This window comes from Hydrogenophaga sp., assembly GCF_048549895.1.
GTDB lineage: Bacteria > Pseudomonadota > Gammaproteobacteria > Burkholderiales > Burkholderiaceae_C > Hydrogenophaga.
Genome location: NZ_JBLYYB010000102.1, coordinates 50536 through 71059, shown reverse-complemented (window position 1 = coordinate 71059; position 20524 = coordinate 50536). Strand labels below are relative to the sequence as shown.

The 20524-nt window shown below is 66.3% G+C and carries 18 protein-coding genes; 12 read left to right on the top strand and 6 right to left on the bottom strand.

The annotated features are described in order from the left end of the window. Positions 1–15: 15 nt before the first annotated feature. From glgB to ACN4F8_RS10830, 6 genes are all read left to right on the top strand, one after another. A complete protein-coding gene (glgB, locus tag ACN4F8_RS10855) occupies positions 16–1956 on the top strand; it encodes a 1,4-alpha-glucan branching protein GlgB (protein ID WP_419473605.1) in 1941 nt (646 codons plus the stop codon). Then, complete coding sequence (gene glgX, locus ACN4F8_RS10850; protein WP_419473604.1) at positions 1956–4115, top strand: glycogen debranching protein GlgX; 2160 nt, start codon at positions 1956–1958, stop codon at positions 4113–4115. The genes glgB and glgX overlap by 1 nt, the downstream gene beginning before the upstream one ends. Then, a complete protein-coding gene (gene malQ, locus ACN4F8_RS10845; RefSeq protein ID WP_419473603.1) occupies positions 4112–5617 on the top strand; it encodes a 4-alpha-glucanotransferase in 1506 nt (501 codons plus the stop codon). Before glgX ends, malQ begins: the two co-directional genes overlap by 4 nt. An 87-nt stretch (positions 5618–5704) precedes the next feature. Beyond that, entirely contained in the window at positions 5705–6964 is a 1260-nt protein-coding gene (gene glgC / locus ACN4F8_RS10840) for a glucose-1-phosphate adenylyltransferase (RefSeq protein ID WP_419473602.1), read from the top strand. Further along, complete coding sequence (glgA, locus tag ACN4F8_RS10835) at positions 6961–8469, top strand: glycogen synthase GlgA (protein ID WP_419473601.1); 1509 nt, start codon at positions 6961–6963, stop codon at positions 8467–8469. Before glgC ends, glgA begins: the two co-directional genes overlap by 4 nt. 62 nt (positions 8470–8531) lie before the next feature. Then, positions 8532–11000 carry a glycogen/starch/alpha-glucan phosphorylase gene (locus ACN4F8_RS10830; RefSeq protein WP_419473600.1) on the top strand — a complete coding sequence of 823 codons (2469 nt, stop codon included), beginning with the start codon at positions 8532–8534 and terminating at the stop codon, positions 10998–11000. 55 nt (positions 11001–11055) lie between these two features. On the opposite strand, the gene tyrS is transcribed toward ACN4F8_RS10830, so the two are convergent. Then, positions 11056–12318: a tyrosine--tRNA ligase gene (gene tyrS / locus ACN4F8_RS10825; protein ID WP_419473599.1), complete on the bottom strand. Its 1263-nt coding sequence runs from the start codon at positions 12316–12318 to the stop codon at positions 11056–11058. A 281-nt stretch (positions 12319–12599) separates the two neighbouring features. On the opposite strand from tyrS, the gene ACN4F8_RS10820 reads away from it, so the two are divergent. After that, complete coding sequence (locus ACN4F8_RS10820; RefSeq protein WP_419473624.1) at positions 12600–13874, top strand: peptidoglycan DD-metalloendopeptidase family protein; 1275 nt, start codon at positions 12600–12602, stop codon at positions 13872–13874. 73 nt (positions 13875–13947) lie between these two features. On the opposite strand, the gene erpA is transcribed toward ACN4F8_RS10820, so the two are convergent. The 5 genes from erpA to rplM all read right to left on the bottom strand — a co-directional run bounded on the left by erpA (position 13948) and on the right by rplM (position 16496). Continuing rightward, complete coding sequence (gene erpA / locus ACN4F8_RS10815; RefSeq protein ID WP_069047942.1) at positions 13948–14313, bottom strand: iron-sulfur cluster insertion protein ErpA; 366 nt, start codon at positions 14311–14313, stop codon at positions 13948–13950. Between the two features lie 109 nt (positions 14314–14422). After that, complete coding sequence (locus ACN4F8_RS10810) at positions 14423–14821, bottom strand: bactofilin family protein (RefSeq protein ID WP_159608155.1); 399 nt, start codon at positions 14819–14821, stop codon at positions 14423–14425. A gap of 30 nt (positions 14822–14851) precedes the next feature. Continuing rightward, positions 14852–15559, bottom strand: a complete 708-nt coding sequence (locus ACN4F8_RS10805) for a DUF6776 family protein (protein ID WP_419473598.1) — start codon at positions 15557–15559, stop codon at positions 14852–14854. Between the two features lie 100 nt (positions 15560–15659). After that, the gene (gene rpsI, locus ACN4F8_RS10800; protein ID WP_069047945.1) at positions 15660–16052 is read right to left on the bottom strand and encodes a 30S ribosomal protein S9; all 393 of its coding nucleotides are present in this window, start codon (positions 16050–16052) and stop codon (positions 15660–15662) included. A gap of 12 nt (positions 16053–16064) precedes the next feature. Beyond that, the gene (gene rplM / locus ACN4F8_RS10795) at positions 16065–16496 is read right to left on the bottom strand and encodes a 50S ribosomal protein L13 (protein WP_056267763.1); all 432 of its coding nucleotides are present in this window, start codon (positions 16494–16496) and stop codon (positions 16065–16067) included. 204 nt (positions 16497–16700) lie between these two features. On the opposite strand from rplM, the gene ACN4F8_RS10790 reads away from it, so the two are divergent. From ACN4F8_RS10790 to paaD, 5 genes are all read left to right on the top strand, one after another. Further along, complete coding sequence (locus ACN4F8_RS10790) at positions 16701–17618, top strand: 23S rRNA (adenine(2030)-N(6))-methyltransferase RlmJ (RefSeq protein ID WP_419473597.1); 918 nt, start codon at positions 16701–16703, stop codon at positions 17616–17618. A 75-nt stretch (positions 17619–17693) separates the two neighbouring features. Next, complete coding sequence (paaA, locus tag ACN4F8_RS10785) at positions 17694–18707, top strand: 1,2-phenylacetyl-CoA epoxidase subunit PaaA (RefSeq protein WP_419473596.1); 1014 nt, start codon at positions 17694–17696, stop codon at positions 18705–18707. Further along, positions 18704–19063 carry a 1,2-phenylacetyl-CoA epoxidase subunit PaaB gene (paaB, locus tag ACN4F8_RS10780; protein WP_419473595.1) on the top strand — a complete coding sequence of 120 codons (360 nt, stop codon included), beginning with the start codon at positions 18704–18706 and terminating at the stop codon, positions 19061–19063. The genes paaA and paaB overlap by 4 nt, the downstream gene beginning before the upstream one ends. Beyond that, complete coding sequence (gene paaC, locus ACN4F8_RS10775) at positions 19063–19989, top strand: 1,2-phenylacetyl-CoA epoxidase subunit PaaC (RefSeq protein ID WP_419473594.1); 927 nt, start codon at positions 19063–19065, stop codon at positions 19987–19989. Before paaB ends, paaC begins: the two co-directional genes overlap by 1 nt. Before the next feature lie 5 nt (positions 19990–19994). Beyond that, positions 19995–20519: a 1,2-phenylacetyl-CoA epoxidase subunit PaaD gene (gene paaD / locus ACN4F8_RS10770; RefSeq protein ID WP_419473593.1), complete on the top strand. Its 525-nt coding sequence runs from the start codon at positions 19995–19997 to the stop codon at positions 20517–20519. Positions 20520–20524 lie beyond the last annotated feature (5 nt).

The following is a 20524-nucleotide window of genomic DNA, read 5'->3' as shown; positions in this document are numbered from 1 at the left end:
GCGGGCGGTGCCAGAATGGATCGACCCACCGCCAACATGACCACCAAGCCGCCCTCACCCCACACCGCCGCCCCCTCCACCGCCAGCTTCTGGCTCGGCGAGACCGATGTCTGGCTGCTGGCCGAGGGCAAGCACCTGCGGCCCTGGCAAAAGCTGGGCGCCCACGCCACCACGCTGGACGGACAGGCTGGCACCGCGTTCGCCGTGTGGGCGCCGCACGCGCGTCTGGTTGCCCTGGTGGGCGACTTCAACCAGTGGCGCGCACAACCCATGCGACTGAGGCCCGAGTGCGGCGTGTGGGAGCTGTTCGTGCCCGGCGCGTCGGTGGGCGACTGGTACAAATTTGAAGTGCAGGGCAGCGATGGGCGCCACGTCTTCAAGACCGACCCCTACGCCCGCGAAACCGAACTGCCACCAGGCAACGCGGCGCGGGTGTGCGAGCCCCTGCGCGCACCGGCCGACCGCGGCGGCGCCGCACACGAACGCCCCGACTTGCCCATGGCCATCTACGAGGTGCACGCGGGTTCCTGGCGCCGGCCCGACGGGCCGCACACCGTGCCGACCTGGGACGACCTCACCACCCACCTCGTGCCCTACGCGGTGGACATGGGCTTCACCCACCTCGAACTGATGCCGGTGAGCGAGCACCCGTTCTACGCCTCGTGGGGCTACCAGCCCACCGGCCTGTACGCGCCCACCGCCCGCCACGGCTCGCCCGAATCATTCCGCCGCTTCGTGCAGGCCGCGCACGCCGCCGGTCTCAAGATCATCCTGGACTGGGTGCCCGCCCACTTTCCCACCGACGAACACGCGCTGGCCCGCTTCGACGGCACGGCACTCTACGAACACGCCGACCCGCGCGAAGGTTTCCACCGCGACTGGAACACCCTCATCTACAACTTCGGCCGCTTCGAGGTGCGCAACTTCCTGGTGGGCAACGCGCTGTTCTGGGTCGAGCAGTACGGCATCGACGGCCTGCGGGTGGACGCGGTGGCCTCCATGCTGTACCGCGACTACAGCCGCCCGGCCGGCGAGTGGGTGCCCAACGAACACGGCGGGCGCGAAAACCTGGAAGCCATCGCTTTCCTGCGCGAGGTGCACGAGGTGCTGCACCAGGAGGCGCCCCGCGCCACCACCCTGGCCGAAGAATCCACCGCCTTCCCGCGCGTGACCGGCCCCGTGGCCGAAGGCGGCCTGGGCTTCGACCACAAATGGAACATGGGCTGGATGCACGACACGCTGTCGTACTTTGCGCTCGACCCGATCCACCGGCGCTGGCACCACCACAAGATGACCTTCGCGATGATGTACGCGCACACCGAAGACTATGTGCTGCCGCTCTCGCACGACGAGGTGGTGCACGGCAAGGGTTCGCTGCTGAACAAGATGGCCGGCGACCGCTGGCAACAACTGGCCAACCTGCGCGCGCTCTACGCCTGGATGTACGCGCACCCGGGCAAGAAGCTGCTCTTCATGGGCGCCGAACTCGCTCCGTCCACCGAGTGGGATCACGACGCCGAGCTGCCCTGGCGGTTGTTGGACGACCCGGCGCACGCCGGGGTGCAGCACCTCGTGCGCGACCTCAACCACGTCTACCGCAGCGCGCCAGCCCTCTTCGCACGCGACACCGATCCCTACAGCTTCCAGTGGCTGGTGGTGGACGACGCCGACCACTCGGTGCTGGCCTTCGCCCGCTACGGCCACGCGCTCGAAGACACGGTGGTGGTGATCGCCAACCTCACGCCCATGGTGCGCCACGGCTACCGCGTGGGCCTGCCGCACGGTGGGCACTGGCGCGAGCGCCTCAACACCGACTCCAGCCACTACGGCGGCAGCAACGTGGGCAACCACGGTCGTGCGCTGGCCGACGACCTGGCGCAGCACGGCCAGCGCTGGTCGGCTGCGTTCACGCTGCCACCGCTTGCCGTTTTGTGGCTCCAACCCGAGGTGGATTGATGCTTCCTTGCGCTGTTCCTGCGCTGGGCGCGCATTTGCGCTCCCAAGGCGGCGTCGACGGCGTGCACTTCTCCGTCTGGGCACCCGACGCCCACGGTGTGGACGTCTGCCTGTTCGAACCCGGCGCCCTGGCCGAACACCGGCGCGTGGCGCTGCAGCCCGTGGGCGACGGCGTGTGGGCGGCCTTCGTGCCCGGTGTGGGCGCCGGTCAGCTCTATGGCCTGCGCGCCAGCGGCCCGTGGGCACCCGAAGCCGGCCACCGCTTCAACCCCGCGCGCCTGCTGCTAGACCCCTGGGCGCTGGCCCTGGTCGGCAACACCGAACGCCTGGCCCTGCAGACCGGCCACACCTGCGCCGACCTGCTGCACCCCACCCAGGCCTGGAGCGAGCACCAGCCCGACCCGGCAGACAACGCCGCCCACATGCCGCGCTGTGTGGTGGTGGATGCGCAGGCCGAGCTGGCCGCAGGCCTGGCCATCGCACCAAGACCCGCCATCGCCGCCGACCGCGTGGTGATCTACGAGGCGCATGCGAAGGCCCTCACCCGCCTGCACCCCGAGGTGCCCGACCACCAACGCGGCACCTGCGCTGCCCTGGCCCACCCCGCCGTGGTGCAGCACCTGCAAGGCCTGGGCATCACCACCGTGTGCCTGCTGCCGGTGCACCAGCACATCAGCGAGCGCCACCTGATCGCGCGGGGCCTGAGCAACCACTGGGGCTACAACACGCTCAACGCGTTCTCGCCCGAACCGGCCTACGCCGCGGCCACCGGTGGAAAGGACCCCGTCCTGGCCGACGACACCACCGCCGTGCGCAACGAGTTCCGCCACATGGTCGACACCCTGCACCGCGCGGGCATCGAGGTGGTGCTCGACGTGGTGTTCAACCACACGGCTGAAAGCGACCTCAACGGACCCACGCTTTCCTGGCGCGGCCTGGGCCAGAACCGCTGGTACGCCATGGGCGAGCACGGCGTGCCGCACAACTTCAGCGGCACCGGCAACAGCCTGGCGTTCAGCGAACCGCGCGTGCAGCAGTGGGTGCTGGACAGCCTGCGCTGGTGGGTGCAGGCCTTCGGCGTGGACGGCTTCCGCTTTGACCTCGCGGTCTCGCTGGGCCGCGACGCCGCGCTCGGTCACGCCTTCAACCCGCGCAGTGCCTTGCTGAGTGCCATGGCGCACGACCCGGTGCTGCGTCAGGTGCGCCTCATCGCCGAGCCTTGGGACGTGGGACCGAACGGTTACCACCTGGGCGGCTTCGAGGCCGGCTGGATGGAGTGGAACGACCGCTTCCGCGACGGCGTGCGCGCCTTCTGGCTCGGCCACCACGGCACGCGCGGTGAACTTGCCACGCGGGTGTGCGCCAGCGGCGACGTGTTCCACCAGCGTGGCCGCCTGCCCACCGCCAGCGTGAACATGGTGACCGCGCACGACGGCTTCAACCTCGCCGACCTCACCGCCCACCAGCACAAGCACAACGCCGCCAACGGCGAAGACAACCGCGACGGCCACGGCCACAACCTCAGCGCCAACGGCGGAGTGGAAGGCACCACCGACGACCCGGTGGTGCTGCACCGCCGCGGCCTGTGGCGCCGCGCGCTGCTGGCCACGCTGTTCTGCGCGCAGGGCACACCGCAGCTGCTGGCCGGTGACGAACTCGGCCACAGCCAGCAGGGCAACAACAACAGCTACTGCCAGGACAACGCCACGACCTGGCTGGACTGGTCCAACGCCGATGCCGAACTCGCCGGCTTCGTGGCCCGCCTCGCGGCATTGAGAGCACAGCACCCCGGCCTGCGCCACGCGCGCTGGTTCGAAGGCGTGGGCGACGACATCGCCTGGCTCGACACCGACGGCCAGCCCCTGCGGCCTGAGGCCTGGCAGGCCCGCGACCGCCACACGCTCACCGCCCTGGTGACCGTGGGGGAAGGCGACGCACCGCCGCAGGAGCGCCTGCTGCTGGTCTGGCACGCCGACCATGGCCGCTGCCAGCTGCACTTGCCACCTGGCGAATGGGACGTGTTGCTCAACAGCGCGGGCGCGCAGGTGGTGCTGCCGGGTGAGACCGGCGACACGGTCAATGGTCACCTGCCGCTGCACGAGGCCAGCGTGTGGGTGCTGGTCCAGGGTTTGCATGCATCCCGAGGCACCCCGCCATGAACACCGCCCTCCACCCGGTCCTCTCGCGCCGCACCAGCGGTGTGCTGCTGCACATCACCAGCCTGCCCGGCCCCAACGGCTCGGGCGACCTCGGCATCGGCGCGCGCCACTTCGTGGACTGGCTGGCCTCGGCCGGGCAGTCGATGTGGCAGATCCTGCCGCTCTCGCCGGCCGGGCCGGGCAACTCCCCCTACCAGAGCGTGTCGGCCTTCGCCGGCAGCCCGCTCATGGTCGATCTGGACGACCTGGTGCAGATGGGCTGGTTGCCCTGGATGCCCACGCAAGGCTTCGACCACCACCGCTGCGACTTCACCCGCGTGGCGCCCTGGCGCATGGCCTGCCTGCGCAAGGCCTGGGACGGCTTCAGCCAGCGCGCCAGCGACGACTGCCGCGCCGCGCTGGCCGATTTCTGCACCGAACACGCGCACTGGCTCGACGACTACGCGCTCTTCATGGTGCTGAGCGAGCGCCACATCGGCAGCTGGCCGCAGTGGCCCGCGCCGCTGGCCCGGCGCGACCCCGCAGCGCTCGACGAGGTGCGCCAGCACTCGCCCAAGGCGCTGGGGTTCTGGCAGTTCGTGCAGTGGCGTTTCTGGGTGCAGTGGCAGGCGCTGCGCGACTACGCGCGCAGCCGCGGCGTGCAGATGGTGGGCGATGCGCCGATCTTCGTGGCGCACCACAGCGCCGACGTGTGGGCGCACACGAACCAGTTTTTGCTGGGCGACGACTTCGAGCCCGAGGTGGTGGCCGGCGTGCCGCCCGACTACTTCAGCGCCACCGGACAACGCTGGGGCAACCCGCTCTACAACTGGCCGGTGATGGCGAGCAGCGGCTACCGCTGGTGGAAGGACCGCGTGGCCCACCTGTTCCAGCAGGTCGACGTGGTGCGGCTGGACCACTTTCGCGGCTTCGAGGCGCACTGGGAAATCCCGGCCAGTGAGCCCACGGCGGTGGCCGGGCAATGGCAGAGCGGCCCGGGCCTGCCGCTGTTTGTGGCCTTGCAGGAAGAGCTGGGCCCGCTGGCCATCATTGCGGAAGACCTGGGCCTCATCACACCCGAGGTCACAGCACTGCGCGAGGCCTGCGGTTTTCCGGGCATGCGCATCCTGCAATTCGCCTTTGGTGGCGACGCGGCCAACCCCTACCTGCCGCACAACCTGGAGCGCAACTGCGTGGCCTACACCGGCACGCACGACAACGACACCACCCTGGGCTGGTGGCGCGCCGCGTCTGCGCACGACAAGGCCGCCGCGCGCGCCTACCTCGGCCCGGCCGTGGACACCGAGCCGCACTGGACGCTGATCACCGCGCTCTCGCAGTCGGTGGCCAACACCCTGGTGCTGCCGTTCCAGGACGTGGTGGGCCTGGACGGCAAACACCGCATGAACACCCCCGGGCAGGCCACCGGCTGCTGGGAATGGCGCTTCGACTGGCGCCAGATCGATCACCGCCCCGCCGAGCGCCTGCTCGCCATGACGCGCGCACACGGCCGAATACCCTAGTCAAACGGTCTGTTCACGCGATCCCGTCACGATCCATCGAGTCAGTGCGCACCAAGACGCACCCGCCCACAACCCACGGAGACAAGCATGGAAAAGACATCCCCCCAGCAACTGGCCCGACGCACCATTGCCCTGGTGCTCGCGGGCGGGCGCGGCTCGCGCCTGCACGCGCTGACCGACCGGCGCTCCAAACCGGCGGTGTACTTCGGCGGCAAGTTCCGCATCGTCGATTTCGCGCTCTCCAACTGCCTGAACTCGGGCGTGCGCCGCATCGGCGTGCTCACACAGTACAAGTCGCATAGCCTGCTGCGCCACCTGCAGCGCGGCTGGAGCTTTTTGCGCAACGAGTTCAACGAGTTCATCGACCTCCTGCCGGCCCAGCAGCGCATGGACGACGAGAGCTGGTACCTCGGCACGGCGGACGCGGTTTACCAGAACCTGGACATCCTGCGCGCGCACAAGCCCGAGTACATCCTGGTGCTCGCGGGCGACCACATCTACAAAATGGACTACGCCAGCCTGATCGCCGACCACGTGGCGCTGGGCAAGAAGTGCACGGTGGCCTGCATCGAGGTGCCGCTGGCCGAGGCCACCGCCTTCGGCGTGATGGACATCGACGCCGAGCGCAACATCGTGCATTTCCTGGAAAAGCCCGCAAAGCCGCCGCACATGCCCGGCAAGCCCGACACAGCGCTGGCCAGCATGGGCGTGTACGTGTTCAACACCGAGCACCTGTTTGAAGCTTTGAAACGCGATGCGAGCACCCCCGGCTCCAGCCGCGACTTCGGCAAGGACATCATCCCGGCCATGGTGGCGGCGGGCGATGCGGTGGCCCACCCGTTCGGCCTGTCGTGCGTGAAGAGCTCGCCCGACGCACCGGCCTACTGGCGCGACGTGGGCACGATCGACGCCTACTGGGCCGCCAACCTCGACCTCACCAACACCATTCCCGAGCTCGACATGTACGACCGCGAGTGGCCGATCTGGACCTACCAGGAGCAGTTGCCACCGGCCAAGTTCGTGTTCGACGACGACGGACGCCGCGGCTGCGCGGTGGACTCGCTGGTCTCGGGCGGCTGCATCATCTCGGGCGCGCTGGTGCGCCGCTCGGTGCTGTTCTCCCGCGTGCGGGTGCACTCGTACGCGACGGTCGAAGAATCGGTGATCCTGCCCGAGGTCGACATCGGGCGCGGCTGCGAACTGCACAAGGTGGTGGTCGACAACGGCTGCGTGATTCCGCCCGGCATGAAGATCGGTGTGGACGCAGCCGATGACACGCGCCGCTTTTTCCGCACGCCGAGTGGCGTCGTGCTGGTGACCCGCGCAATGCTGGAAAAACTCGAATGACCCTGAAAGTTCTTTACGTCTGTTCCGAAGTCTTCCCGCTGCTCAAGACCGGCGGGCTGGCCGATGTGAGCGCAGGCCTGCCCCCGGCTTTGAAAGCCCTGGGCGCCGACGTGCGCCTGCTGTTGCCCGCCTTCCCGAGCGTGGTGGCGGGCGTCACGCCCGAAGGCCCCACGCTGCTGGTGCCGGCCGGCGGCAGCAGTGGTCTGCCCGCCGGTCTCGGTCCACAACCCGCCAGCGCCCACGGCCCCACGCCGTGGCTGCGCGCCGGGCGCATCACCGACAGCGGCATGCCCGTGTGGCTGCTGCACGCGCCCGGCCTGTACGAGCGCGGCGGCAACCCCTACCTGGACGAACACGGCCGGCCCTGGCCCGACAGCGCCGAGCAGTTCGCCTGGCTGGGCTGGGCCGCGGCCCTCCTGGGCTCCGGGCTGGACACCCCCTGGCTGCCCGATGTGGTGCACGGCCACGACTGGCACACCGGTCTGGCGTTCGCCTACCTGCACGAACTCGCCCGCACCGCCGAGCACCGCCCGGCCAGCGTGTTCACCATCCACAACCTGGCCTACCAGGGCGTGTTCAACGCCGGCCTGCGCCCGCGCCTGGGCCTGCCCGATGCGCTCTTTCACCTGCAAGGGCTGGAGTTTCACGGCCAGATCAGCTTCATGAAAGCCGGGTTGAAGTACAGCGACGCCATCACCACCGTGAGCCCGACCTATGCGCGCGAGATCACCGGGGTCGAACAAGGCTGCGGGCTGGACGGCGTGCTGCGCCAGCGCGAGGCGCAGTTGCACGGCATCTTGAACGGCGTGGACGACGCGGTGTGGAACCCACAAACCGACCCGCTGGTGCAACCCGGGTTCGATGCCGACCACCTGCAGGGCAAGGCCCAGGCCAAGGCCCGGCTGCAAGCGCGCATGGGTCTGAAGTCCCGGCCCGATGCATTGCTGTTTTCGGTGGTGAGCCGCCTCACCGAACAAAAAGGCCTGCACCTGCTGCCCGCGGTAGTGGACGAACTGGTGGGTCGTGGCGGGCAACTCGCGGTGCTGGGCTCCGGCGACGCGGCCATCGAACAGGCCTTGCGCGACTGCGCGCAGCGCCACCCCGGCCAGGTGGCGCTCACCGTGGGCTACGACGAAGCGCTGGCGCACAGCGTGATCGCCGGGGCCGACGTGATTGTGTTGCCCTCGCGCTTCGAGCCCTGCGGCCTCACCCAGCTCTACGGCCTGCGCTACGGCACGCTGCCGTTGGTGCGCGCGGTGGGGGGACTCGCCGACACCGTGGTCGACTGCAGCCTGGAGAACCTGGACGACGGCAGCGCCAGCGGTTTTGTCTTCCACGAACTCGACGTGGACAGCCTGCTCTCGGCCATGCGCCGCGCCTTTGCGCTGCAGCGCCGCCCGGCCGACTGGCGCGCCGTGCAGCGCCACGCCATGGCGCTGCGCTTCGGCTGGGAGCGCGCGGCGGGCGAGTACCTGGCGGTCTACCGCTCGGCGGCGGCAGCCTGAGCGCGGCATCAGCACGCTTATTGCTTCAGCTATTCAGCCACCAACACACACGCCCCAACGCCATGCCTGACACACCGCTATCCTCGGACCCCGTCGCGTTCGAATACGACCACCTCGACAACGGCGTGGACGCCCTGCGCAAGTCGATCGCCAACCGCCTGGTCTATTCGGTCGGCCGCGACCCGCGCTCGGCCACCCGGCGCGACTGGCTGTTCGCCTTGTTCCACGCCGTGCGCGACCGCATGATGCACCGCTGGCGCGAGACCCTGGCCACCTCGCAGGACAGCGACGCCAAGCGCGTGTACTACCTCTCCATGGAGTTCCTCACCGGGCGCGCGCTCACCAACGCCTTGCTGTCGGTGGGCATCCTGGACGACGCGCGCACCGCCTGCACCCAGCTCGGGGTCGACTTCGATTCGCTGATCGATCTGGAGGCCGACGCCGGTCTGGGCAACGGCGGCCTGGGGCGGCTGGCGGCGTGTTTTCTGGACTCCATGGCCACGGTGGGCATTCCGGGCATGGGCTACGGCATCCGCTACGACTACGGCATGTTCGCGCAGCGCATCGTGGACGGTCGCCAGATCGAAGAGCCCGACTACTGGCTGGTCAACGGCAACCCCTGGGAATTCATGCGCCCGGAGTTCAGCTACACGGTGCAGTTCGGCGGGCGCCTGGTGCAGGCCGACGAGCAGGTGCGCTGGGTGGAGACCGACGACGTGATCGCCACCGCCTACGACACCGGCGTGCCCGGCCACGAACTCAGCAGCGTGGCCACCATGCGGCTGTGGACCGCGCGCGCCACCAGCGGCATCAACCTCGACGCCTTCAACAAAGGCGACTACATGCGCGCGGTGGAGGCCAAGAACGAATCGGAAAACGTCTCGCGCGTGCTCTACCCCGACGACAGCACCGAGCACGGCAAGGAGCTGCGGCTGCGCCAGGAGTACTTCTTCGTCAGCGCTTCGCTGCAGGACATCGTGCGCCGCTTCCTCAAACACCAGGGCAACTTCGAGCTGTTCGCCGACCGCGTGGCGATCCACCTCAACGACACCCACCCCGCACTGGCCGTGCCCGAACTCATGCGCCTGCTGGTGGACGAACAGGGCCTGGAGTGGGACACCGCCTGGAGCATCTGCCAAAAAGTCTTCAGCTACACCAACCACACGCTCATGCAGGAAGCGCTGGAGACCTGGCCGGTGGAGCTGCTGGGTCGCTTGCTGCCGCGCCACCTGCGCATCATTTACGACCTGAACGCGATCTTTCTGGCCGAGGTGCACGAGCGTTTTCCGGGTGAGAACGACCTGCTGCGCCGCGTGTCATTGATCGACGAACGCGGCCAGCGCCGCGTGCGCATGGCCTACCTCTCGGTGCTGGCCAGCCACAAGGTCAACGGCGTGTCGGCCCTGCACAGCCAGCTGATGGTGCAGACCATCTTTGCCGACTTCGCGCGGCTCTACCCCGAACGTTTCTGCAACAAGACCAACGGCATCACGCCGCGGCGCTGGCTCTCGCAGGCCAACCGGCCGCTGGCCAGCCTGATCGACGCGCGCATCGGCACCACCTGGCGGCGCAACCTCGACGAGCTGGAGCAGCTGCGCCCGCTGGCCACCGACCCCGAATTCGTCAGCGCCTTCCAGGCGGCGAAGGCACAGAACAAGCACCGCCTGGCCGAACGCATCGCCGCCGAGACCGGTGTGATCGTGAACCCGGCCAGCCTGTTCGATGTGCAGATCAAACGCATGCACGAATACAAGCGGCAGTTGCTCAACGTGTTGCACGTGGTCACGCGTTACCAGCAGATCCTGGCGCACCCGCACGCCGACTGGGTGCCGCGCACGGTGGTGTTTGCCGGCAAGGCGGCCTCGGCGTATTTCATGGCCAAGCTGGTGATCAAGCTCATCAACGACGTGGCGCGTGTGGTCAACCACGACAAGCGCGTGGGCGACAAGCTCAAGGTGGTGTTCATCCCCAACTACCGGGTGTCGCTGGCCGAAATCATCATTCCCGCGGCCGATCTTTCCGAGCAGATTTCCACCGCCGGCACCGAGGCCTCGGGCACGGGCAACATGAAGTTCGCGCTCAACGGTGCGCTGACCATCGGCACCTGGGACGGCGCCAACATCGAGATCGCCGAACACGTGGGGCTGGAGCACATCTTCATCTTCGGCCACCGCACCGAGCAGGTGGCGGCCCTGCGCGCGAGCGGCTACAACCCGCGCCGCTACTACGACCACAACTACGACCTCAAGACCGCCATCGACCGCATCGCCGAGGGCGCCTTCAGCCCCGAGGAGCCCGGGCGTTTTCACGACATCACGCGCACGCTGCTGGAGTCCGACTACTACCTGCTGCTGGCCGACTACACCGACTACCTCGCCACGCAGCACAAGGTGGATGCGCTTTACCGCACCCCGGACGAGTGGACGCGCCACGCGGTTCTGAACGTGGCCGGCATGGGCGCCTTCTCGTCGGACCGCACCATCCGCGAGTACGCCAGCGAGATCTGGAACGTGAAGCCGCTGTTTCCCTGAGTTGTTCAGAGCGCGATGCCGCTCCAAACCCGCGAGGTCAGTGAACGAAACACTTTCAGCCGAGAAGAACCCGAGCAAATTTCCGCTTCCCCACCTGCACCACATACGTACCGGCAGGCAGCTTCAAACCCTTGTCGCTGATCACGGCCCCATCCACACGCACACCACCACCCTCGATCAACCGGTTGGCCTCGCTGGTGGACGGCGCCAGCCCTGAAGACTTGAGCAACGACCCGATACCCAGCGGCGCGCCCGGCAAAGACACCTCGGGGATCTCGTCCGGCACACCGCCCTTGCTGCGGTTGATGAAGTCCTGCTCCGCCGTATCGGCCGCAGCCTTGCTGTGAAAACGCGTGGTGATTTCCTTGGCCAGCGCCACCTTCGCGTCCTTCGGATTCGCTCCATCGGCAATCGCCTGCTTCAACGCTTCGATGTGTGCCAGCGACTGGAACGACAACAGCGTGTACCAGCGCCACATCAGCGTGTCCGAGATGCTCAGCACCTTCGCAAACATCGAGTTCGCCGGTTCGGTGATGCCGATGTAGTTGTTCTTGCTCTTGGACATCTTGTCCACGCCGTCCAGGCCTTCGAGCAGCGGCATGGTCAGGATGCACTGCGGCTCCTGGCCGTACTCGGCCTGCAGGTGGCGGCCCATCAGCAGGTTGAACTTCTGGTCCGTGCCACCCAGCTCCAGGTCGCTCTTGAGCGCCACCGAGTCGTAGCCCTGCATCAACGGGTAGAGGAACTCGTGCACGCTGATCGGTGTGCCGGCCTTGAAGCGGTCGTGGAAATCGTTGCGCTCCATCATGCGCGCCACCGTGTACTTGGCCGCCAGCTGGATCATGCCCATCGAGCCCAGCGGCAGGCTCCATTCGCTGTTGTAGCGAATCTCGGTTCTGGCCGGGTCCAGCACCAGGCTGGCCTGCTTGTAGTAAGTCTCGGCGTTGGCCTGGATCTGTTCGGTGGTCAGTGGCGGGCGGGTGTTGTTGCGGCCTGAGGGGTCGCCGATGAGGCTGGTGAAGTCGCCGATCAAAAAGATGACCTGGTGCCCCAGGTCCTGCAGCTGCCGCATCTTGTTGAGCACCACGGTGTGGCCAATGTGGATGTCGGGCGCGGTGGGATCCAGCCCCAACTTGATGCGCAGCGGCTGCCCGCTCTTCTCGGACTGTGACAATTTTTTGATCCAGTCGGCCTGCGGGATCAATTCTTCACACCCCCGAAGTGTCACGCTCAAGGCTTCTTTGACACCGTCTGTCAGTACGCCCTCAACGGGATGGTTCGGGTGAGTACTTTGTGATGCGTGGGTGCTGGAATTCATAAGCGTTTTTTGAGATGCGGACTACAGGGCGCTGGCTATACTGCGCGCCGAGTGACGGATTTTAGTTGGCCCGCTTTTTGCAGACACTGGACCCGGCTCATCGCCCCGGCGCAATTCGTGTGAACTTGTTCCGCCCTGGCCTCTCAGCCTGTGTGTCCCATCCAACAGACCGTTGGACTCTTTTCCAGGAAACACCGATTTTGATCCGCTCGCTGCTCCTTTCATTGACCCAGGTCGCCGACGCCACACGCCAAAGCCTCGCACGCCATCCCCGCCGCATCATGGGCGGTATAGGGGCTTTGCTGCTGGGCACCGGTGTCACCGCTTTTGGCATTGCACCACTCGCGCCCGATGCGTCCGATCTCCCGGTGCGTCAGGTCGTTGAGAGCCTCACTCTCCCCGCATTTGAAGTGCCCAGCGTGCTGGCCGCTTCCGCCAACGACTTCGTGTTGTTCCGCAGCGATGTCACGCGCCGCGACGACACCGCCCAAAGCCTGCTGCAACGCCTGGGTGTGGTGGACACCGAAGCCCAAGGTTTCCTGCGCACCGACGCCACCGCCCGCCAGCTGCTGCAAGGCCGTGGTGGCCGCCTGGTGAGCGTGGAGACCAACGACCGCCAGGAACTGCAACGCCTGACCTCGCGCTGGATCGCCAGCGACGACCGCCAGTTCAACCGCTTGGTGATCGAGAACACGCCCGAAGGCTTCAAATCGCGCGTCGAAACCGGCGAGCTCACCGCCTCAGCACGCCTGGCCAGTGGCGTGATCCGCAGTTCGCTGTTTGCCGCCACCGACGCCGCCAACATCCCCGACCCGGTCGCCGTGCAGGTGGCCGAAATGTTCTCCAGCGACATCGACTTCCGCCGCGACCTGCGCCAGGGCGATCGCTTCAGCGTGGTCTATGAAAGCCTGGAGGCCGACGGCGAGAGCATGCGCACCGGCCGCGTGCTCAGTGCCGAGTTCGTCAACAACGGTCGCAAACACGAAGGTGTGTGGTTCGAAGAGCCCGGCCAGCGCGGCGCTTACTACGGCTTCAACGGTGAGAGCTCACGCAAGTTCTACCTCTCCTCGCCGCTGGAGTTCTCGCGCGTGAGCAGCGGCTACGGCATGCGCTTTCACCCCATCTCCGGCACCCGCAAGGCCCACCTGGGCGTGGACTACGCCGCCCCCACCGGCACGCCCGTGCGCACCATCGGTGACGGCGTGGTCGAGTTCGCCGGCGTGCAGCGCGGTTACGGCAACGTGATCTACATCCGCCACCGCAGCAACCAGACCACGGTGTTTGCTCACCTGAGCCGCATTGGGGTGCGCCAGGGCCAGAAGGTCAGCCAGGGTGACTGGATCGGTGCCGTGGGCTCCACGGGCGCCTCCACCGGCCCGCATCTGCATTTCGAGTTCCGCGACAACGGTGTTCATCAGGATCCTCTGGTCATCGCGCGTCAGAGCGAGTCCATCCCGATCAACCCGGCCGCCCGCGCCCGCTTCGATGCCGTGGCCCAGATCCAGCGGGTGCAACTCAACGCCGCCGCCAGCGTTCAACAGGCCAGCGCCGAATAAAACGGCACGCCGCAGAAACAAAAAAGGGGAGCTTGAAGGCTCCCCTTTTCTTTGGGCGCGCGAGGCGCCGTCTTCAGACGCTGAAGCTGGAGCCGCAGCCGCAGGTGCTGTTGGCGTTCGGGTTCTTGATCACGAACTGCGCACCTTCCAAGTCTTCCTTGTAGTCGATCTCGGCGCCCACCAGGTACTGGTAGCTCATGGCGTCGATCAGCAGCGACACGCCGTTTTTCGACATCGTGGTGTCGTCTTCGTTGACCACTTCGTCGAAGGTGAAACCGTACTGGAAGCCGGAGCATCCGCCGCCCTGCACGAACACACGCAGCTTCAAATCGGGGTTGCCTTCTTCGGCCACCAGCTCGGCCACCTTGGCAGCTGCGCTGTCGGTGAACACCAGCGGAGCCGGCATTTCAGTCTGGATGTTTTCTGCCACTGCACTCATGGATGACCTCTTGGGGATGGTGTGAACCCGAACCAGGCCCACAAAAACAACCGGTCGCAACCGCGCCGGAATTAATAAAGATACTAAATCAAATCGCTCGGGAATGCGCTCAGCCGTTGTTTGCCGCCAGCTTCAGTGTGGGTTTGTCCTCCACGCCGCCAACCATCGGTTTGAGCTGCCCGGTGATGGTCGCACCCTGGTGCATCTCCAGCGCCTTGTAAGACACATCGCCTTCAATGCGCGCCTTGGGTTGCAGCTCCAGCAACTCGAATGCCTGCACCGGGCCCTTGACGTGGCCATTGATGATGACGTGGTCGGCCAGGATCTGACCCGTGACCACCGCCACCTCGCTGATCACCAGGATGCTGGGGTGCTCATCGCTGGCGCGGATGTCACCCACCACTTCTCCGTCCACGCGCAATCCGTCATGGAACAAAACATTGCCTTCGATGCGGGTGCCCTGCGCAATCAAGCTCTTGATGGGGGGTTGTTTTTTCTTGCCAAACATGGGAATTCTCCAAACGAAGGGTCGCTGCTGTCACAGCTGGAATGTTTGTACCGACCGCACCGAGTTTCCCTGAAGGATTTTGGCCGTCACATTTTTTACCACGGCCTGCGCGGGCACATCCACGATGCCTTCCAACCTCAGGTAACCCTTGATCAACACCGGCTGTGGCGAAGGCGCCTGCGCCAGCGACCATGGTTTGCCATCGAGCGTGCCGGTGAAGGTGATCTGCAACGCACCTTTGAAGTCGGGCGCATTTTTGGTGGCCTGCATCATGAGCGCCTGCCAACGCCACTGGGTATCGGACACACGCTCGGCCTGCAAGCCGCGGATGCTGAGCACATCCCCACCCGAACCCGGGATCAGGCGCTCGAAGAACCCGAGATCGGTGCGCAGAAGTTCGTTGTCGGCCTCCAGTTGGCGAATCCGCACGGCCAACTGCTCCTGCGCACTGCGTTCGGTGGTGAGCAGACTCTCGGACGTGTTGGCCACCGACTGCGCGTTGAGCAGCTCTGCGCGCAGGGTCTGCACCTCGTTGCGCAACTGCGTGAGCTCCTGCTTGGAAGCGCGGTCCAGACCTGCGATGTCGCGGCCGAATTCAAACGCCCACAAAGCCAGCGAACCCGAGAAACCCAGCACGACCGCGCCGAGCAACCAGCGAAACGGCCACGGCAACGCGCTGCGCACCGACATGCGCGGCGCGCTGACGGTGAGTTTTCTGCGCAAAAGCCGAAACCGCATGCAAACCTTTCAAGTGAAAGCAAACGCAACCCGGGCCCAGAAAGCAAAAACCGCCCCAAGTTCGACTTGAAGGCGGCTTTTGCAGTTGAGGCCAGACAGATTAGCGTTTGCTGAACTGCTTGCGGCGGCGCGCAGAGCGCAGACCGACTTTTTTCCGTTCGACTTCGCGGGCATCGCGCGTCACGAAACCGGCCTGCGACAGACCTGGCTTGAGGGTCGCGTCGTAGTCGATCAGGGCGCGGGTGATGCCGTGGCGCACAGCGCCGGCCTGACCGGATTCGCCACCGCCGTGCACGTTGACCATCACGTCGAAAGTATCGGCGTGGTTGGTCAGCAGCAGGGGTTGCTTGCAGATCATGATGGAGGTTTCACGGCCGAAGTAGGCCTGAATGTCCTTGCCATTGACCACGATCTGGCCAGAGCCTTTTTTCAGGAAAACCCGGGCGACGCTGGATTTGCGACGGCCGGTTCCATTGTTCCATTCACCAATCATCTCAAGGCTCCTTTAGAGTTCCAGCACTTGCGGCTGTTGGGCGGTGTGCGGGTGCTCTGCACCGCCGTACACCTTGAGCTTCTTGATCATGGCGTAGCCGAGTGGGCCCTTGGGCAGCATGCCCTTGACAGCCTTTTCGAGCGCGCGGCCGGGGTGCTTGGCCTGCATGTCGCGGAAGTTGGTGCCGTAGATACCGCCGGGGTAACCCGAATGACGGTAGTAGACCTTGTCGAGGGCTTTGTTGCCCGTGACGCGGATCTTGGCTGCGTTGATGATGACGATGAAGTCACCGGTATCGACGTGAGGCGTGTAAATGGCCTTGTGTTTGCCGCGCAAACGGAGAGCCACTTCACTGGCAACTCGTCCGAGGACCTTGTCGGTCGCGTCAATCACAAACCACTCGTGCGTCACGTCAGCGGGTTTTGCGCTGAACGTTTTGGTCATGAGTTTTCTCTTGAAGAGGTGGTTTGGCGGCTCTTTTCCACGGTCGGTCGTTCTCTGACGGAACGCTCTTAGGTGGGTTTGAATGCTTCGCCGCGGAGCCAGCAGTTCGCTGCGAAGCCCTCGATTGTACGAAATTGCGGGGGTGGGTGGCAAATTTCGGTTTTGCAAGCCCGCCCGGCGTGGTCAAACCGCTACCATCGACAGATGTTCAGCTACCGACACGCCTTCCACGCCGGCAACCACGCTGACGTGCTCAAGCACACCACCCTCATTGCCACGCTGCGTCATCTGATGCAGAAAGAGGCCGGCATCACCCTGGTCGACACCCACGCCGGTGCCGGTTTGTACCGCCTGGACGGGGACTACACAGAAACCGGGGGCGAGGCCAAGGACGGCGTGGTCAAGCTGATGGCGGCCTTGCGCGCGGCCGACCAGCCGCCGGTGAAGGACGTGTCGCCCGCGATCGACGACTACCTCGACACCATCGCCAGCTTCAACCCGTCGGGCGCGCTGCGCGTCTACCCCGGCTCGCCGTTTGTGATGCAGCAGCTCATGCGCACCGAATCGCGCGACCGGCTCAAACTGTTCGAACTGCACCCCACCGACAGCAAAACCCTCTCCGCGAACATCGCCCAGCTCGACGCTGGGCGCCAGATCGCGGTGGCGCGCGAAGACGGCTTCGAAGGTCTGCGCCCGCTGCTGCCGCCGCCGCCCTCGGCCACCGGCTCCAAGCGTGCTGTGGTGTTGATCGACCCAAGTTATGAAATCAAGAGCGATTACGGCAAAGTGAGTGCCTGCATACAAGAGGCCATCAAGCGCTTTCCCACCGGCACCTACCTGGTCTGGTACCCGGTGATTCCGCGGCCCGAGGCGCACGACCTGCCGCGCCGACTCAAAACCCTGTGCAACCAGGCGCAGAAGCCCTGGCTCAACGCCACGCTCGCCATTGGCCAGGACCCGACACACGGTCCCGAAGATAGGCCCGGGTTGACGGCCAGCGGCATGTTTGTGGTCAACCCGCCGCACACACTCAAGGGTGTGCTGCAACAGGCGCTGCCTCAGCTGCTCACCCACCTCGGGCGCGGCCGGGGCAAATCCCAGGCGCTCGAATCGGGCGGTTGAAATTAGCCGACCGCTCGGTCGGTTAACTGGCTATACTGCGGTTCACGCGCCCGGTCAGCGGCGCAGGAGACGCGCATGTATACCCAGTCGTTCAACGTTCCCGACGCCGACGCCAAGCCCGGCACGCCGCTGAAAGCGGTGCCCCACGACACCGCCCTGCAAGCCCGCTTTGACGCCGTGATCGACGCAGACGGCAAGATCGAACCGCGCGACTGGATGCCCGACGCCTACCGCAAGACGTTGGTGCGCCAGATCAGCCAGCACGCGCACAGCGAGATCGTGGGCATGCTGCCCGAGGGCAACTGGATCAGCCGCGCGCCGAGCCTCAAACGCAAAACGATCCTGGTGGCCAAGGTGCAGGACGAAGCCGGTCATGGGCTCTACCTCTACAGCGCGGCCGAGACCCTGGGCACCAGCCGCGACCAGATGTTTGACGCCCTGCACTCGGGCAAGGCCAAGTACAGCTCGATCTTCAACTACCCCACGCTGACCTGGGCCGATGTCGGCGTGGTCGGCTGGTTGGTGGACGGCGCGGCGATCATGAACCAGATCCCGCTGTGCCGCTGCAGCTTCGGGCCGTATGCGCGCGCCATGATCCGTGTGTGCAAGGAAGAGAGCTTCCACCAGCGCCAGGGCTTCGAGTCGCTCATGACCATGATGCAGGGCACTGCCGAACAAAAGGCCATGGTGCAGGACGCGGTGAACCGCTGGTGGTGGAAGTGCCTGGCCATGTTCGGCCCGCCCGACGCCGACAGCCCCAACAGCGTGCAGGGCATGCGCTGGGGCATCAAGCGCATTTCCAACGACGACCTGCGCCAGAAGTTTGTGGACGCGACCGTGCCGCAGGCCGAGGTGCTGGGCGTCACGCTGCCCGATCCCGACCTGAAATGGAACGAGGCGCGCGGCCACCACGACTACGGCCAAATCGACTGGGACGAGTTCTGGGCCGTGGTCAACGGCGACGGCCCTTGCAACAAAGAGCGCCTGGCCACGCGGGTGAAGGCCTGGAACGACGGCGCCTGGGTGCGCGAAGCGGCTTTGGCTCATGCGGCCAAACAACAGGCACGCGCCATGAAGGAGGCCGCATGAACACGAGCCCTCACCCCCCTTCGACAAGCTCAGGACAGGCCAAGCCTCCCCCAGAGGGAGAGGGAGCAAAAGCCCTCAAGGAATGGCCGCTTTGGGAAGTGTTCGTTCGCAGCAAGCAGGGTCTTGAACACAAGCACTGTGGCAGCCTGCACGCCAGCGACGCACCCCACGCACTGCAGATGGCGCGCGACGTGTACACGCGCCGCCAGGAAGGCGTGAGCATCTGGGTGGTGCCGTCCAACAGCATCACGGCCAGCGAACCCGACAGCAAGGACAGCTTCTTCGACCCGGCGGCCGACAAGGTGTACCGCCACCCGACCTTCTACGAGATCCCCGACAAAGTGGGGCACATGTGATGGACAAAGAGCACCCGAGCGCCGCGCAGGGCCGCCCCAAGCCAGCGAGCACCCCCTCGGGGGGCAGCGCACCACACGAAGTGGGAAGCGTGGGGGCTCCCATCTCCTATTTGTTGCACCTCGCCGACAACGCCTTGGTGCTCGGCCAGCGCAACGCCGAGTGGTGCGGCCACGGCCCAGCGCTGGAGGAAGACCTGGCCCTGGCCAACAACAGCCTGGATTTGCTGGGCCAGGCCCGCATGCTCTACCAGCACGCTGCAGCGCTCATCAACGACGACGCCGACCTGGCCCAGCGTTTCAAACACCTCCAGGGCGCACGCACCGACGGCCGCGTGACCGAAGACACCCTGGCCTATTTCCGCGACACGCACGAGTTCCGCAACCTCACGCTGCTGGAGTTGCCGCACAGCGGGCCACTGGCCAGCACGGCCTCGGGCGACCGCGACTACGCCACCACCATCACCCGCAACTTCCTCTACAGCGCGCTCATGGTGCTGGTGTGGGACCGTCTGCAGACCTCCGCCGATGCGCAGCTCGCAGCCATCGCGGCCAAGTCGTTGAAGGAAGTGCGTTACCACCTGCGCCACGCCAGCGACTGGCTGGTGCGTTTCGGTGACGGCACCATTGAGTCACACGCCCGCGCGCAAGCCGCGCTCAACCACCTGCTGCCCTACTGCCAGGAGTTCTGGATCGGCAGCGAAGCCGAAACACAAGCGGTGCAGAGCGGCACCGGCGTCGACCTGTCCGGCCTCAAAGCCACCTGGGATGCGCTGGTGGACGACACGGTGCAAGAGGCCACACTCAAGCGCCCGGCGGTGCAGGGTTACGTACCGCAGGGCAAGCTGGGTGTGCATTCGGAGCACATGGGTTTCCTGCTCGCCGAGATGCAGAGCCTGGCGCGCACGCACCCACAAGCGGCGTGGTGATCGCCATGACCATCGCCGCCGTCCACGAGCACGCCGCCACCTGGGCCGCGCTCGCCGACCTGAGCGACCCCGAAATCCCCGTGGTCAGCCTGAGCGAACTCGGCATCCTGCGCGAGGTGCGCACCGGCGCCGACGGCATGCCCGAGGTGGTGATCACGCCCACCTACAGCGGCTGCCCGGCCATGGGACAGATCGAGGACGATGTGCGCGCCACCCTGGCAAGCGCGGGCATCCGCGCCCGCGTGGTCACACAACTCGCCCCCGCCTGGACCACCGACTGGATGAGCGAAGCCGCGCGTGAGAAGCTGCGCGCCTACGGCATTGCGCCGCCGCAGTGCGGCAGCAGCGCGAACGCCGGCGCCAATGTGCTGAAGTTTTCGCGCCAGGCCTTGCAACGCGAGGTGGTGCCCTGCCCCCAATGCGGCTCGACCCACACCACCGAAACATCGCCCTTCGGCTCCACCGCCTGCAAGGCCATGTACCGATGCCTCGACTGCCTTGAGCCCTTCGACTACTTCAAACCCTATTAGATGGA

Excerpts from the sequence above, each read along its gene's own strand:
- glgC (WP_419473602.1), top strand. The coding sequence starts at position 5,705 with ATGGAAAAGACATCCCCCCAGCAACTGGCCCGACGCACCATTGCCCTG.
- glgB (WP_419473605.1), top strand. The coding sequence starts at position 16 with ATGGATCGACCCACCGCCAACATGACCACCAAGCCGCCCTCACCCCAC.
- ACN4F8_RS10820 (WP_419473624.1), top strand. The coding sequence starts at position 12,600 with ATGGGCGGTATAGGGGCTTTGCTGCTGGGCACCGGTGTCACCGCTTTT.
- paaC (WP_419473594.1), top strand. The coding sequence starts at position 19,063 with ATGGACAAAGAGCACCCGAGCGCCGCGCAGGGCCGCCCCAAGCCAGCG.
- malQ (WP_419473603.1), top strand. The coding sequence starts at position 4,112 with ATGAACACCGCCCTCCACCCGGTCCTCTCGCGCCGCACCAGCGGTGTG.
- glgX (WP_419473604.1), top strand. The coding sequence starts at position 1,956 with ATGCTTCCTTGCGCTGTTCCTGCGCTGGGCGCGCATTTGCGCTCCCAA.
- tyrS (WP_419473599.1), bottom strand. The coding sequence starts at position 12,318 with ATGAATTCCAGCACCCACGCATCACAAAGTACTCACCCGAACCATCCC.
- glgA (WP_419473601.1), top strand. The coding sequence starts at position 6,961 with ATGACCCTGAAAGTTCTTTACGTCTGTTCCGAAGTCTTCCCGCTGCTC.
- erpA (WP_069047942.1), bottom strand. The coding sequence starts at position 14,313 with ATGAGTGCAGTGGCAGAAAACATCCAGACTGAAATGCCGGCTCCGCTG.
- rpsI (WP_069047945.1), bottom strand. The coding sequence starts at position 16,052 with ATGATTGGTGAATGGAACAATGGAACCGGCCGTCGCAAATCCAGCGTC.
- rplM (WP_056267763.1), bottom strand. The coding sequence starts at position 16,496 with ATGACCAAAACGTTCAGCGCAAAACCCGCTGACGTGACGCACGAGTGG.
- ACN4F8_RS10805 (WP_419473598.1), bottom strand. The coding sequence starts at position 15,559 with ATGCGGTTTCGGCTTTTGCGCAGAAAACTCACCGTCAGCGCGCCGCGC.
- paaB (WP_419473595.1), top strand. The coding sequence starts at position 18,704 with ATGAACACGAGCCCTCACCCCCCTTCGACAAGCTCAGGACAGGCCAAG.
- ACN4F8_RS10830 (WP_419473600.1), top strand. The coding sequence starts at position 8,532 with ATGCCTGACACACCGCTATCCTCGGACCCCGTCGCGTTCGAATACGAC.
- paaA (WP_419473596.1), top strand. The coding sequence starts at position 17,694 with ATGTATACCCAGTCGTTCAACGTTCCCGACGCCGACGCCAAGCCCGGC.
- paaD (WP_419473593.1), top strand. The coding sequence starts at position 19,995 with ATGACCATCGCCGCCGTCCACGAGCACGCCGCCACCTGGGCCGCGCTC.
- ACN4F8_RS10810 (WP_159608155.1), bottom strand. The coding sequence starts at position 14,821 with ATGTTTGGCAAGAAAAAACAACCCCCCATCAAGAGCTTGATTGCGCAG.
- ACN4F8_RS10790 (WP_419473597.1), top strand. The coding sequence starts at position 16,701 with ATGTTCAGCTACCGACACGCCTTCCACGCCGGCAACCACGCTGACGTG.